This is a genomic window from Dactylosporangium cerinum, from assembly GCF_042653625.1.
Classification (GTDB): Bacteria; Actinomycetota; Actinomycetes; order Mycobacteriales; family Micromonosporaceae; genus Dactylosporangium; species Dactylosporangium cerinum.
Genome location: NZ_JBHSIU010000011.1, coordinates 229,572 through 242,764, shown reverse-complemented (window position 1 = coordinate 242,764; position 13,193 = coordinate 229,572). Strand labels below are relative to the sequence as shown.

The 13,193-nt window shown below is 72.7% G+C and carries 13 protein-coding genes; 7 read left to right on the top strand and 6 right to left on the bottom strand.

Annotated elements, in window-relative coordinates:
- Nucleotides 1–181: 181 nt before the first annotated feature.
- The 3 genes from ACFPIJ_RS10000 to ACFPIJ_RS09990 are packed head-to-tail and all read right to left on the bottom strand — an operon-like array spanning nt 182 to nt 2,285.
- On the bottom strand, nt 182–931 hold the full coding sequence (locus ACFPIJ_RS10000) for an SDR family oxidoreductase (protein WP_203848803.1): 750 nt from the start codon (nt 929–931) through the stop codon (nt 182–184).
- Entirely contained in the window at nt 928–1,953 is a 1,026-nt protein-coding gene (locus tag ACFPIJ_RS09995; protein WP_380114417.1) for a zinc-dependent alcohol dehydrogenase, read from the bottom strand. The genes ACFPIJ_RS10000 and ACFPIJ_RS09995 overlap by 4 nt, the downstream gene beginning before the upstream one ends.
- Complete coding sequence (locus ACFPIJ_RS09990; RefSeq protein WP_380114416.1) at nt 1,950–2,285, bottom strand: L-rhamnose mutarotase; 336 nt, start codon at nt 2,283–2,285, stop codon at nt 1,950–1,952. The genes ACFPIJ_RS09995 and ACFPIJ_RS09990 overlap by 4 nt, the downstream gene beginning before the upstream one ends.
- A 211-nt stretch (nt 2,286–2,496) precedes the next feature.
- On the opposite strand from ACFPIJ_RS09990, the gene ACFPIJ_RS09985 reads away from it, so the two are divergent.
- The 4 genes from ACFPIJ_RS09985 (at nt 2,497) to ACFPIJ_RS09970 (ending at nt 7,450) form a co-directional block, all read left to right on the top strand.
- Nucleotides 2,497–3,180 (top strand): FadR/GntR family transcriptional regulator, encoded by a 684-nt coding sequence (locus tag ACFPIJ_RS09985; RefSeq protein ID WP_380114415.1) that lies wholly within the window; start codon nt 2,497–2,499, stop codon nt 3,178–3,180.
- 48 nt (nt 3,181–3,228) lie between these two features.
- Nucleotides 3,229–3,438 carry a hypothetical protein gene (locus ACFPIJ_RS09980; RefSeq protein WP_380114414.1) on the top strand — a complete coding sequence of 70 codons (210 nt, stop codon included), beginning with the start codon at nt 3,229–3,231 and terminating at the stop codon, nt 3,436–3,438.
- A 117-nt stretch (nt 3,439–3,555) separates the two neighbouring features.
- On the top strand, nt 3,556–4,533 hold the full coding sequence (locus ACFPIJ_RS09975) for a zinc-binding dehydrogenase (RefSeq protein ID WP_380114413.1): 978 nt from the start codon (nt 3,556–3,558) through the stop codon (nt 4,531–4,533).
- A gap of 535 nt (nt 4,534–5,068) precedes the next feature.
- Nucleotides 5,069–7,450, top strand: a complete 2,382-nt coding sequence (locus ACFPIJ_RS09970; RefSeq protein WP_380114412.1) for an Hsp70 family protein — start codon at nt 5,069–5,071, stop codon at nt 7,448–7,450.
- Nucleotides 7,451–7,469: 19 nt separating this feature from the next.
- On the opposite strand, the gene ACFPIJ_RS09965 is transcribed toward ACFPIJ_RS09970, so the two are convergent.
- Nucleotides 7,470–8,129 carry an ABC transporter permease subunit gene (locus ACFPIJ_RS09965; protein WP_380114411.1) on the bottom strand — a complete coding sequence of 220 codons (660 nt, stop codon included), beginning with the start codon at nt 8,127–8,129 and terminating at the stop codon, nt 7,470–7,472.
- A gap of 4 nt (nt 8,130–8,133) precedes the next feature.
- A complete protein-coding gene (locus tag ACFPIJ_RS09960; RefSeq protein ID WP_380114410.1) occupies nt 8,134–8,844 on the bottom strand; it encodes an ABC transporter ATP-binding protein in 711 nt (236 codons plus the stop codon).
- 109 nt (nt 8,845–8,953) lie between these two features.
- Here ACFPIJ_RS09960 and ACFPIJ_RS09955 point away from each other — a divergent pair, with 109 nt between their 5' ends.
- Both ACFPIJ_RS09955 and ACFPIJ_RS09950 read left to right on the top strand, forming a co-directional pair.
- Nucleotides 8,954–10,648 carry an ATP-binding protein gene (locus tag ACFPIJ_RS09955; RefSeq protein ID WP_380114409.1) on the top strand — a complete coding sequence of 565 codons (1,695 nt, stop codon included), beginning with the start codon at nt 8,954–8,956 and terminating at the stop codon, nt 10,646–10,648.
- A complete protein-coding gene (locus tag ACFPIJ_RS09950; RefSeq protein ID WP_380114408.1) occupies nt 10,645–11,343 on the top strand; it encodes a response regulator transcription factor in 699 nt (232 codons plus the stop codon). The genes ACFPIJ_RS09955 and ACFPIJ_RS09950 overlap by 4 nt, the downstream gene beginning before the upstream one ends.
- A 19-nt stretch (nt 11,344–11,362) precedes the next feature.
- Here ACFPIJ_RS09950 and ACFPIJ_RS09945 read toward each other — a convergent pair whose 3' ends face one another.
- Nucleotides 11,363–11,803, bottom strand: coding sequence for a hypothetical protein (locus ACFPIJ_RS09945; protein ID WP_380114407.1), 441 nt, complete (start codon nt 11,801–11,803; stop codon nt 11,363–11,365).
- Nucleotides 11,804–12,092: 289 nt separating this feature from the next.
- Between ACFPIJ_RS09945 and ACFPIJ_RS09940 the strand changes: the two genes are divergently transcribed.
- Nucleotides 12,093–12,953, top strand: coding sequence for a GNAT family N-acetyltransferase (locus ACFPIJ_RS09940; RefSeq protein WP_380114406.1), 861 nt, complete (start codon nt 12,093–12,095; stop codon nt 12,951–12,953).
- Nucleotides 12,954–13,193: the final 240 nt, after the last annotated feature.

Below are 13,193 nucleotides of genomic sequence, written 5' to 3'. Positions count from 1 at the left end.
GACCACAGGCGGACGGTGAAATTGAAGTCCGCGCCGTGCATGCGAAGCCGCCCTCGGAGCCGGGATCGCGCAGTACCAGGTCGCTCACGCCGACGCGGGCCCCGTTCTCCTTCCGACGGCTGGCCCAACAGGTGAGCCCCACCGGTGGCGCGGGACCGCTGAGGTCCCGCGCCACCCGGCGTCAGCGGGCCAGCCACCCGCCGTCCACCGCGAGGATCGTGCCGTGCACGTATGCGGCGGCGTCGGAGGCCAGGAACACCGTGGCCCCGGCGATGTCCTCGGGGCGGCCCCACCGGCCGGCCGGGATCCGGTCCAGGATGGCCTTGTTGCGTTCGGGCTGGTCCTGCAGCGCCTGGGTGTTGTCGGTGGCGATGTATCCGGGGGCGATGGCGTTGACGTTGACGCCCCGGCCGGCCCACTCGTTGGCCAGGGCCCGGGTCAGCCCGGCGATGCCGGACTTGGCCGCGGCGTAGCCGGGGACGTTGACGCCGCCCTGGAAGCTCAGCATCGACGCGGTGAAGATGATCCGGCCCCGGCCGCGCTGGAGCATGCCCCGGCCGACCTCACGGGCCAGGACGAACTGCGCGGAGAGGTCGACCTCCAGGACGAGGTCCCAGTCGGCGTCGCTGTGCTCGGCGGCCGGTGCCCGGCGGATGGTGCCGGCATTGTTGACCAGGATGTCCACCGGGCCCAGGGCGGCGGCGAACGCGGCCACCGCGGCCCGGTCGGCGAGGTCGACCCGGTGCGGGGTGAAGGCCCGGCCGTGCGCCTCGACCCGCCGGGCGACCTCGCTGCCGCCGTCCTCGAGGGCGGCGCTGACGCCGATGATGTCGGCGCCGGCCGCGGCGAGGGCGTCCGCCATCGCCAGGCCGATGCCGCGGCGGCAGCCGGTGACCACGGCGGTCCGTCCGGTCAGGTCGAACAGGTTCACGCGTCGCCTCCACAGTCGATGAGCACCTTGACCACGCCACCACTCTCCAGGGCGGTGAACGCCTCCGTCGCGGCCTCCAGGGGGAAGACGCGGGAGATCAGCCGGTCGACCGGGACCTCCTCGGCGGCGACCAGCCGGACCGCCTCCTCGAAGTCGGCGCGGTCGTAGACCCGCACGCCGAGGAGCTCCAGCTCGCGCCAGAAGACCCGGTGCAGGTCGACCTCGCGGGGCTTCGGGTGGATGGCGACGACGACGAGCCGGCCCCGGACGGCCAGGACGTCGGAGGCCGTGCGGACGCCGCCGGCCGAGCCGGAGACCTCGAACGCGACGGCCGCGCCCGCACCGCCGGTCCAGTCCTGCACGTGCCGCACCAGGTCGACCGCGCCCGGGTCCACGGTGGACAGTCCGAGTCCGGCCGCCACCTCGCGGCGGTGCGGGTCCAGTTCGAGGACCAGCACCTCGGCGCCGGCGGCCTGGGCGACCTTGCCGATGAGCAGTCCGACCGGGCCGGCGCCGACGACCACGGCGTGCTCACCGGCCCGCAGCCGGGACCGGCGCACGTCGTGCACGGCGACCGCGGTCGGCTCGATCAGCGCCGCCCGGTCCAGTGGCAGGTCCGCGGGGAGCCGCACGAGCACCGCGGCCGGGACCGTCCACGTGTTCTGCATGGCCCCCGGAGCGTCGATGCCGATGAAGACCAGCCGGTGGCAGATGTGCCGGTGCCCGGCCAGGCAGGCGGGGCACTGCCCACACCAGGACAGCGGCATCACGGTCACGTGGTCACCGACGGCCCAGCCGTCGACGTCCGGGCCGAGCTCGGCGATCCGGCCCGACATCTCGTGGCCGATGACGGCCGGCACGCTCACCCGGTGGTCCATGGCGCCGTGCGCGATGTGCAGGTCGGTGCCGCAGATGCCGGTGTACGCGACATCCACCCGGACCTCGCCCGGACCGGGCGGGACGGGTTCGGTGCCGGCGACCGCGAAGGTGCGGTCGCCGAGATATTGAGCGCTGCGGGTCATGTGCTCTTCTCCTCGCTGAGGTGCCAGACCTCCTGCATCGGGGCCCACCATGCGCCGTCGTCGGCGGCAACCGACTCCTGACAGGGGTCGGTCAATGCCCACCACTGCCGGGTCGTCGGGTCGGCGGCGATGCGGGCCTGGTCGGCGTCGTGGTCGTCGCCGATGTACTCGTAGTAGCCGAACAGCAGGTCGCCGTGCAGGAAGATCGTGTAGTTGCGGATGTTCGCGGCCCGCAGCGTCGCCTCGACGCCGGGCCACACCTCGGCGTGCAGGCGCAGGTACTCCTCGCGCCGCTCGGGCCGGAGGCGGATGACGGATCCGTAGCGGCGCATGTCAGCTGTTCTCCGTCCGGCCGCTGGGCCACGCGTAGCCGAGCATCGAGACCCGCAGGCCGGTGGTGCCGAGTTGGCGGTACTCCATGACGTCCTTCCAAACCCAGGAAACATCTGATGTCTTTATAGGCCAGCACCCCCTACGTGTCCATAGGACCGGCAACACCGCTGGTTAGATATGATGTCTGTCGCCTGAGATGAGGAGCCCTGAGTGGCACTGACCGACGACGCCATCACCCGGCTGCGCACGATGATCCAGCTCGGTGAGCTGCCGCCGGGTTCGCGGCTGCCGAGCGAGGCCCAGCTCTCCACGCAGATGGGGATCTCCCGCAGCGGCGTCCGGGAGGCCGTGAAGGTGCTGGAGGCGGCCCGCGTGCTGGACGTGCGGCGCGGCGACGGCACCTACGTCACCAGCCTCGCGCCGCGGCTGCTGCTGGAAGGGCTGGGCGTCGCGGTCGAGCTGCTGCGCGACGACACGCTCATGGAGGTGATGGAGGTCCGCCGGATGCTGGAGCCGGCCGCCACCGGCGTGGCCGCGCTGCGGATGTCGGACGCGGAGCTCGACGGGCTCGGGCGGATCCTGGAGGACATGCGGGCCGCCAAGGACGACGCGGAGCGGCTCATCGGCTACGACGCGGCCTTCCACCGCACCGTCATCGCCGCCACCGGCAACGAGACGCTGACCTCCCTGCTCGACGGCCTGTCCGGCCAGACCCTGCGGGCCAGGGTGTGGCGCGGGCTGATCGAAGGCAACTCGGCGCACGTCACGCTCAGCGAGCACGAGGCGATCTATCTGGCGCTGCGCTCCCGGGATCCCCTGCTCGCCCAGGCCAGCGCGCTGCTGCACGTCAATACGTCGGAGTCGTGGCTGCGCACGGTGCTGTCCGCGACGTAGGCCCGTCTCCCGATCGCGACGCCCGCGGTGGGGCCGCACAGCACCGCGGTGTGGACCGCCGACGGCGACGGGAGCAGCCGCTACCTCGCGGCCTTCGCCACCGGTGACGGGCCGCTACCCGGGTCGGTCGCGCTGGGCTCGCTGGGCTACCCGCCCGGCACCCGGGCCGTCGTGCTGCGGACCGGGCAGGACATCGGCACGCTGGCGAGCGACCTGCCGGTGACCCTGCCCGCGCACGGCACCGCCCTGGCCGGATGATGGGCGCATGACCGGTCCCGAGCGCAGCGGAGGGGCAGTCATCATGGGCTCAGTCCGGAGGTCGGGATGCCGCCGGAACGCAGCGGAGGGGACGGCATGACCGGTCAAGGGTTGGCCATGCGGCTGCATGGTGCCGGGGACCTGCGGCGCGCCGCCGAGCCCCGGCCCGTGCCCGGCGACGGGATGAGCCTGGTGCGGGTCACCGCGGTCGGCATCTGCGGCTCGGACCTGCATTGGTTCAGCCACGGCGGGATCGGTGACGCGCAACTGCGGCGGCCGATCGTCCCCGGGCACGAGTTCGCCGGCGTCGTGGAGGGCGGCCCGCTGCACGGCCGGCGGGTCGCGGTCGACCCGGCGATCCCGTGCACGCACTGTGAGCGCTGCCGCGAGGGGCACGGCAACCTCTGCCCGCAGGTCCGTTTCGCCGGGCACGGCGAAGTCGACGGGGCGCTGCAGGAGTGGATCGCCTGGCCGACCGAATTGTTGCAACTGCTGCCCGACGGCCTGTCCGACGCCGACGGCGCGATGCTGGAGCCCCTGGGCGTGGCGATCCACGCCTTCGACCTCGGGCATCTGCGCCTCGGCGGGTCGGTCGCGGTCGTCGGCTGCGGCCCGATCGGGCTGCTGCTCGTGCAGCTGGCCCAGGTCGCCGGAGCCGCCCGGGTGCTTGCCGTGGACCGCTTGGAGCACCGGGTCGCGGCGGCGCGGCGCTACGGCGCGGACGAAGCGGTGCTCGACACCGGTGAGGACGTCCTCGACGGTGCCGACACCGACGTGGTGTTCGAGGTGGCCGGCAACGACGACGCCGTGCGCACCTCGGTGCGGGCGGCCCGTCCAGGGGGCAGGGTCGTGCTCGTCGGGATCCCGGACGAGGACCAGACCACGTTCCCCGCGGGAGCGGCCCGGCGCAAGGGTTTGACGCTGGCGCTGTCCCGCCGGATGCACGACGTGTACCCACGCGCGATCGACCTGGTCCAGCGTGGCCGGATCGACGTCGGCTCACTCGTCACGCACCGCTTCACGCTGCTGGAGTCGCCGGCCGCATTCCAGACGGCGGCGGCCCGCGCCGGTATCAAAGTGCTGATCACGTCCTGATCACGTCGGCAAGGGGAGCACCTCACGGTGCTCCCTTCGTGGTGCGGTGCTGTCGCACACCACGAGCTCGACCGGGACCTGCCGGGCGGCCACCGGTTCCGGTGCTGAGTCGTTTCGTGGTCGACGCTCCTTCGATTCCTCATGCCGTCGACTCGGGCACCGCCGACCGCGTGCATCGAGGCGCCAGCCGGTCGAGGCCGCGCTGGGGTTTCCGATGCGGTCGAACTCGAGCCCGAGGCCGTCGCCGCCGTGGTCGATGCCGGCTACCTGCCCGAGGACGACGACCAGGCGGTGCTCCCGGTGCTCTTCCTCACCGGGCAGTTCGACCGGGTACGACCAGCAGGACCCAGATGGCACCAAGCTTCGCGCTACCGCTACCAGCATGAGCATTTCCAGGACGTCGCATCGCGGTCGGGACGCGCGGACCCCGGCCGCCGCCCGAGGACCTGCCGGCCTACCGGACGTCGAGCCCGCACGTCACCACGTGGCCGAGCAGCTTCACCGGAGGGCATTTCTGACCCCATATAGTTCCGGGGTGGCAGGCACCCGGCTCGGCATCGACTTCGGCACCTTCAACACCGTCGCGGTGCTCGCCACCGGCGGGGAGCCGGCCAGGCCACTGCTGTTCGACGGCTCGGAGCTGCTGCCGTCGGCGGTGTGCCGGACCGCGGACGGGGAGCTGCTGGTCGGGCGGGACGCGCTGCACGCGGCGCGGGCGCTGCCGGAGGCGTTCGAGCCCAACCCGAAACGGGTCATCGACGAGGGCATCGTCCTGCTCGGCGGGGCCGAGGTCGCCGCGGTGGACCTGGTCGCGGCCGTGTTCCGGCGGGTCGCCGTGGAGGCGTCCAGGGTCGCCGGTGAGGCGGTCGAGGACGTGACAGTCACCTGCCCGGCCGGGTGGGGGACGACCCGCCGCGGACTGCTGGCCGAGGCCGCTGCCGCCGCCGGGCTCGGGACCGTCACGCTCGTCGCGGAGCCCGTCGCCGCCGCCCACGCGTTCGCCACAGGGCTTGCCGTCGGTTCGCAGGTGGTGGTGTACGACTTCGGCGCCGGCACCTTCGACGCATCCGTCGTGCGCCGCACCGCCGACGGGTTCGAGGTGCTCGCCGAACGGGGGCTTGAGGACACCGGCGGGCTCGACGTGGACGCGGCCGTCGTCGCGTATCTCGGGACCGTCTTCGCGTCGCGGGATCCGTCGCGGTGGGCCAGGCTGGCGCAGCCGGTCACCGGCGAGGACCGGCGGCTGGCCCGGATGCTGTGGGACGACGTGCGGACCGGCAAGGAGATGCTGTCGCGGACCTCCTCGACGCTCATCCACGTGCCGCTGTTCGCCACCGACGTGCCGCTCGGGCGGGACCAGCTGGAGCAGCTCGCCCGGCCGATCCTGGACCGCACCGTCACCGCGACCCGCGCCGTCGTCCGTGCCGCCGGGGACGCGCCGGAGCGAGCTGTGTTCCTGGTGGGCGGGTCGTCCCGCATCCCCCTGGCGGCGACGCTGCTGCACCAGGCCCTGGGCGTCGCGCCGGTCGTCCGGGAGCGGCCCGAGCTGGTCGTCGCCGAGGGCAGCCTGCGCGTTGCCGCCGCTCTGGAGTCGATGGCGTTGCCGGTGATGGACCCGGCGCTCCGGCTCCCGGTCGCGGAGCCGTCGGTGGAGCTCGTGCCGTCGGACGTGACGCTCGGCTCCCCGATGCCGGAGCCAGCCGCCTCTCCTGTACCGGAGCCGACCGCCTCTCCTGTGCCGCAGCCAGCCGCGGAATCAGCGGTCTCTCCTGCGGCGGAACCAGCCGTCGCTGCGGTGCCGGCGGCGGCCGTCGCGCCGGTGCGGGAACCGGTCGATGCGCCTGCGCTGCCACCGCAGCCACCGAACCGCCGGGGCCGGCGCATGGCGATCGCCGTCGTGCTGCTCGCGGCGGTGATCGCGGCTGCCATCTATCTCCCCGGCGCCGGCAACGGTGGGGACACGCCGAACAACAGCGGCTCCTCCCCCACCGGTTCGACCTCACCGACCCCGCGGACCCCGGAGTTCCGGCAGCTCGAGACGACCGACGACAACGCCAGCTACGTGACCGGGGTCAGCGTCACGCCAGACGGGTCGTCATACGCCACCAGCAGCCTCGACGGCACGGTCCGGCTGCGCCAGCCGGGCAAGGCGGACAGCGTGGTCCTGCACGACACCAAGAACGCCCTGCAGACGGTCGACACCGTCGCGCTCAGCCCGAACGGCCAGGTCGTGGCGTTCGCCGCCGAGAGCGGCGTCACCGTCAAGGACGTCGGGTCGAAGGCCCAGATCGGCAGGATCGGCGGCGGGTACGCCGGGCCCGGCGCGTCGGTCAAGTTCAGCCCCGACGGCACCCTGCTCGCCGTCGGGCGCGCCGACGGCGGCGTGGTGCTCTGGGACGTCGCCACCCGCAAGGAGCGGCGGACCCTCGGAACCGATCGCGACGGCCTGCGCGGCATCACCTTCGACAAATCCGGCACGCTGCTCGCTGCCGCCGCGGACAGTGGCAAGGTCTGGATCTGGAACGTCACCAACGGCGCCCTCAGCAGGACCGTGCAGGCACATGCCGGCGGCGCACGGGACGTCTCGTTCAGCCCCGACGCGGCGAGGCTGGTCTCCGGCGGCTCCGACGGAATGTTCCGCGTCTGGGACGTCGCCGCCGGCACCGAGCTGAAGGCCGTCGCCTCGGGCCAGGAGAAGGTCAAAGAGGTGCTGTTCGGCCCGAACGGCACGGGGATCGTGACCACCACGTATCCGGACAACACGATGCGGCTGTGGGACGCGACGACCTACCAGCTGCTGGCGACCTCGGAGTTCACCTTCGCCTACTGCCTGACCGTGACCGCCGACGGCACGCGCCTCATCACCGGCGGCCTGGACAGCTCGACCCGCGTCTGGGACATGGCCGGCCTGCTGTGACCGTGGCGTGGAGCACGCTCTAGGGCAGCGCGTCCCGGCGAAGGGTCGTGGCGACCGCGAGGATGGTGAGTGCGGTTGCGTAGCTCGTCAGTACCAACGCTGCGGCCGCTTGGGACAGATCGACGTCCAGGGGCAGGTTGCCGAGTGCGGCGCCAGCGGTGAACGGCAACCATCGCGCGGCGTCCCGGCCGACGAGCTCCGCGACGACGCCCTCGATGAGCGCCAGCCAGGCAAGTGCCGCGGCGATCGCGGCGACCTGGTTGCGGATCACCGCGCCGACCCCGACGCCGATGGCGGCGAACACGGTGTTCCAGCAGACGGCGCCGACGACGGTCCGGGTCATCTCGGCGGTCAGCTCGAAGCGTTGCAGCACCGCGGTGGTGCCCAGCGCGACCGCCGCGCCGACGAGGCCGAAGCCCAGCCCGGCGCCGGTGTGCACGACGAGCTTGGTGGCGACGACCCGCCAGCGGTGCGGCGTGGTCAGGTACGTGTCGGTGACGGTCTGATGCCGGTACTCCCCGGCGACCGCCATGATGCCGAGTATCAGCGGGAACATGCTGGTGAGACCGACATGCGCGACGCCCTTCACCGCGTCGTCGGCGCCGCTCACCCCGAAGATCACCACGAGCTGGGCGGCGGCGAGGAGCAGCCATGGCGCTCTCGTGGTGGTGAGTTTCATGAGCTCAGCTCGTAGCATCGGTGAACGTCTCCTCAAGGGTCTTCGTCATCGCCGCGGCCGGACCGGCGTAGCGCAACCGGCCGTCGCGCACGATGACGATGTGGTCGGCGATCCGGGACACCTCGGCCAGCACGTGGCTGGAGACCACGACGGTGTGGCCGGCGGCGGCCTGGGCGGTGATCAGGTCCCGGAGCCAGGCCATGCCGCCGGGGTCGAGGCCGTTGCTGGGTTCGTCGAGCACCAGCAGCCGGGGCCGCCCTTCGCTCTCGCCGAGCAGGGCGCCCGCCAGGGCCAGCCGTTGCCGCATGCCGAGGGAGTAGCCGCCCACCCGGCGGTCCGCGGCGTCGGCGAGGCCGACCTCGCCGAGGACCTCGTCGACCCGCCGCTGCGGGATCCTGGCGGCCTGCGCGACGATCCGCAGGTGGTCGCGGCCACGGCGGCCCGGATGGAAACCGGCGGTCTCCAGGACCGCGCCGACGGTCCGCCGAGGGTCGGGGAGGTCGGCGTAGGCGCGGCCGCCGATGAGCGCGCTGCCCGCGGTCGGCCTGACCAGGCCCAGCAGCATCCGCAATGTCGTGGTCTTGCCCGATCCGTTCGGTCCCAGAAACCCGGTGACCGTCCCGGGCGGGACGTCGAAGGTGAGGTTGTCAACCGCTCTGAACTGCTTGAAGTGTTTGCTGAGTGCGTGTATTCGCACGTCGACGCCGACTGTCATGTGCCACAGGCTGCCCGGTTCCCGGGCCGGCGTCGTCGCCCCGCTGCGGGATGTCGGATACCGCGGCTGGACGACGTTTTCTGTCGTACGCCCGGTCTACGGTGTCTGCATGCGCCGCCCGTTCGTCACCGACCTCGCCATCGCCGCGGTCGTGTGCGTCGTGGCGCTGGTGACGACCCGTGGCGTGCCGGCGGCCGGTCTCGTGCCCGCCGCCGTCGCCTGCGGCGCGCTCGTCGCCCGGCGGCGCACGCCCTTCACCGTGTTCCTGGTCAGCTCCGTCGCCGCCGAGATCTATCTGGTCGTGCACCACGGCAACGGTGGTGTGCTCATCCTCGCCGCCCCGCTGATCGCGCTCTACACCCTTGCCGAGTCCGGCAGCCGCCGTCGCGCGCTGACGATCGGAGTGCTGGCGGTCCTGGCGTTCGCCGGGCTGCACATGCTCGTGAAGCCGTCGTCGTGGCTCGGCGCGGAGAATCTCGCCCTGGCCGCGTTGGGAGGTCTCGCGGTCGCGGCCGGCGACGGCGCCCGCAGCCGCCGTGAGTATCTGGCCGAGGTCGAGGCGCGAGCCCGGCAGGCCGAGCACGACCGCGACGTCGAGGCCGCCCGACGGGTCACCGACGAGCGGCTGCGTATCGCCCGCGACCTGCACGACGTGGTCGGCCATCAGCTGGCGCTGATCCACGTGCAGGCGGGCGTGGCCGCGCACCTGCTGGACGCGTCACCGGTCGGTGCCCGGGAGGCACTCGGCCACGTCCGGCACGCGAGCCAGACCGCCCTCGGCGAGCTGCGCGACACGATCGGCCTGCTCCGCCGCCCCGGCGAGCAGCTCACCCCGACCCAGCCGGTGACCGGGCTGGACGGCCTGCCCGACCTGCTCGCCACGTTCCGCCGTTCGGGGCTGATGGTGGAGGCGTCGGTGTCGGGCGACGACCACACGGTGACGGTGCCGGTCGACCTGACGGCGTATCGCGTCGTGCAGGAGGCACTGACGAACGTGCGGAAGCACGCAGGCCCGGTTCCTGTCCGTGTGACGCTGCACTTCGGCGACGACGCGTTACACATCGTCGTCGACAACTCCGCCGCCGTGGCACCTGACCAGCTGCGTGGGTCGACGCGTGGGCTAGTACGTGACTCTGTGCGTGGGCCGGTGCGGGACGCAGCGCATGGACCGGCGCGGGACGCAGCGCATGGGCCGGCGCGGGACGCAACGCATGGGCCGGCGCGACCAGACGCCGATGCGGGCGTCGATTCGGTGTCTGCCAGCGGCGGTTCGGTGCTCGACGGGCTCGGGCTGGTCGGGACGTGCGGACACCGCGGCGCCGACATGCCGATGCCCGACGGCGGCGGCGATCCGGCGCCGGGCGGGCTCGGGCCTCTCGGGATGCGCGAGTCCCACGCTGCCGAACCGATGCCCGACGGCGGCGACGATCCGGCGCCGGGCGGGCTCGGGCTGATCGGGACGTGCGGACACCGCGGCGCCGACATGCCGATGCCCGACGGCGGCGGCGATCCGGCGCCGGGCGGGCTCGGGCTTCTGGGAATGCGCGAGCCCCGCGGTGCCGACGATCCGATCTCCGACGGGGACGACGACCCGGTGCCCGGCGGGCTCGGGCTGATCGGGATGCGCGAGCCTCATGGTGCCGACGATCCGATGCCCGACGAGGACGACGATCCGGCGCCGGGCGGGCTCGGGCTGATCGGGATGCGCGAGCGGGTGGCGGCGCTGGGAGGCACACTCAGGGCCGGGCCCAACCCCGGCGGCGGCTTCCGGGTCACCGCGGTGCTGCCCAGGACGGCGCGATGAGCTTCCGCGACGGCGATGAGGAATCGGCCGGGGACGGCGGACCGATCCGGGTCCTGCTGGCTGACGATCAGCCGCTGATCCGCAGCGGGTTCCGGGTGTTCGTGGACGCGGCGGCCGACATCACCGTCGTCGGGGAGGCGTCCAACGGGCGGGAGGCGGTCGCGCTGGCGCGGAGCACCCGGGCCGACGTGGTGCTGATGGACATCCGCATGCCCGGCCTCGACGGCCTCGCCGCCACTCGCATGATCACCACCGATCCGCGACCCGCTCACCAGCGGGTGCTGATCCTGACCACGTTCGAGATCGACGACTACGTCTTCCAGGCGCTGCGGGCCGGCGCCAGTGGCTTTCTCGGCAAGAGCACCGAACCCGCCGAGCTGCTGGCCGCCATCCGTACGATCCACCGGGGCGACGCGCTGCTGTCACCGGCGGCGTTGCGTGGGCTGATCGCCCGGTTCCTGGCCCGCCCGGACCGGGCGCACACCTTTGACCGTGAGCGCCTCGTCGGCCTGACCGAACGGGAGCGCGAGGTCGTCGCCCTCGTCGCCACCGGCCGCTCGAACGACGAGATCGCCGCGCACCTCGTCGTCAGTCCGCACACCGTGAAGACCCATGTCAACCGCGCGATGATGAAGCTCGGCGCGCACGACCGCGCCCAGCTCGTCGTCGCCGCGTACGAGACCGGCCTGGCCTAGTGGTTTCCTGCGGGGACGTTCAGATGTCCCGGATTTCGGTGCTGACGCGATACTTCTGGTCGGCGTCGTGGTCGCCGTCGGTGTCCACGAGGACCAGCGAGCGCCCGCCGACCGGGTCCATCACGACCTTGTCCATGTCACCGTCGCCGTCGAGGTCGATCGCGTCGCCGAGGCCGTCGACCTCCTCGCCGAAGGCGCCGGTCTCCGTGTGGATGACCGGCAAGGTGCCCGGCTCGGTCGGGTTGTAGATGACGTCGTCGATGCGGCCGTCGTGGTCGACGTCGCGGTAGATCGTGTCGGCGACGCCGTCACCGTCACGGTCGTCGTAGAGCACGTCCGGGTCTTCGTAGATCGGCAGGTGGGGCACGTCCTGGTCGATGGTCGTGCTCTCGTCACCCGGGACGCTGTCGAGGACGGTGTGGTGGTCGTGCTCGTCGAACAGGTCGGAGTATTCGGTCATGTCCGCAGCGTGATACCGGTGCGGCGGGCCGTCATCGGACGCGGCGACAATCCGACATCGCGAGGACGAGCGGCACTGCCGGATATCAGCACACCGTGCTGCCGGCCGGGACATCGCCACCGCGGCTACCCTGGCCGACATGCACGTCAGTCTGCTCGCGAGTGCGGTGCGACCGCCGCAGATGAAGGCCGCCTCCGCTGTGAACAGTGAGGTGGAGCGGGCACACCGGGATGTCCTGCGCCGCGTGGGCGGCTGACCCGCGATGGACGACGATCTGACCATCCGGCCCATGACCACGGCGGACCGGCCGGGCATGCGCGAGTCGACCCGGGCCGCGCTCGATGACCTGCAGCGGCGCCTCGGCGCACCCGCGGAGCCCGATGGCCTGCCGGCCGCGCCGAGCTCGAGCAGCGGCGCCGCCATCGTGGGGCAACTGCTCGACCTGGACGCCGCCGGCGCGTGGGTCGCCACGGTGGACGGCCAGGTGTGCGGTGCGGCGATGGCCGGGCTGCGCGAAGGACTGTGGTACCTGGCGCACCTGCACGTCCGGCCGGGCCGGCAGGGCCGCGGCGTCGGCCGGCGACTGCTCGAAGCGGCGTTGCGTCACGGCCCCGACGCGCGCGGCCGGCTGCTGCACTCATCGCTGGATCCGCAGGCGATGCGGTGCTACCAGCGGGCCGGGTTCGCGCTCGAACCGGCCATGCAGGCGACCGGCGTGGTGCGCCGTGCCGCGCTGCCGGCCGCGGGCCGGGCCCGCGCCGGTGGCGCTGACGACCTGGACCTCGCCGCCGAGGTCGACCGCCACGTCCGCGGCGCGGCGCACGGCCCGGACCTCGAGGTGTTGCTGAGCGCCGGTGCGCGGCTGCTGGTGCTTGACGATCGCCGGGAGCGAGGTTACGTACTGATCGACGCCGGTACGCCGAAGATGCTGGCTGCCACGAGCACCGCCGCCGCCGTGGCGCTGCTCTGGGCGGCGCTCGCCGAGAGCGGTGAACACGCCGTGACGGTGGAGATCCTCCGGGCCGATCAGCAGTGGGCGATCGACGTGGTGCACCGCGCGGGGCTGAGCCTTGCCCCGATGGGGCCGCTGTTCCGTCAGGGCGACACCGGCCCGCTCACACCGTACCTGCCCCATGCCGACATCCTGTGAACCAACGTCAGGCCGACCGGGTTTCATCACGATGACGATCCATGTCGTTCGCCACCGAAGCGCCGAAGTTGACCGGCCTGGACGAGCAGCTCTTCGGCGACGGCTGAATTGCCACGGCGGTCCGTGACCGTCGACGCCGTATGCGGCCGGTGGCGTACTCCGGCCGATGTCCACGTCCCGAAACGGCGTCCGGTTCAAGCCGGCCCCGGTTGTTGCGGCAACGACAAAAATCGACGTCGC

Coding starts and splice junctions, on each gene's coding strand:
- ACFPIJ_RS09995 (WP_380114417.1), bottom strand. CDS start 1,953: ATGACCCGCAGCGCTCAATATCTCGGCGACCGCACCTTCGCGGTCGCC.
- ACFPIJ_RS09990 (WP_380114416.1), bottom strand. CDS start 2,285: ATGCGCCGCTACGGATCCGTCATCCGCCTCCGGCCCGAGCGGCGCGAG.
- ACFPIJ_RS09975 (WP_380114413.1), top strand. CDS start 3,556: ATGCGGCTGCATGGTGCCGGGGACCTGCGGCGCGCCGCCGAGCCCCGG.
- ACFPIJ_RS09965 (WP_380114411.1), bottom strand. CDS start 8,129: ATGAAACTCACCACCACGAGAGCGCCATGGCTGCTCCTCGCCGCCGCC.
- ACFPIJ_RS09960 (WP_380114410.1), bottom strand. CDS start 8,844: ATGACAGTCGGCGTCGACGTGCGAATACACGCACTCAGCAAACACTTC.
- ACFPIJ_RS09955 (WP_380114409.1), top strand. CDS start 8,954: ATGCGCCGCCCGTTCGTCACCGACCTCGCCATCGCCGCGGTCGTGTGC.
- ACFPIJ_RS09950 (WP_380114408.1), top strand. CDS start 10,645: ATGAGCTTCCGCGACGGCGATGAGGAATCGGCCGGGGACGGCGGACCG.
- ACFPIJ_RS09945 (WP_380114407.1), bottom strand. CDS start 11,803: ATGACCGAATACTCCGACCTGTTCGACGAGCACGACCACCACACCGTC.
- ACFPIJ_RS09940 (WP_380114406.1), top strand. CDS start 12,093: ATGACCACGGCGGACCGGCCGGGCATGCGCGAGTCGACCCGGGCCGCG.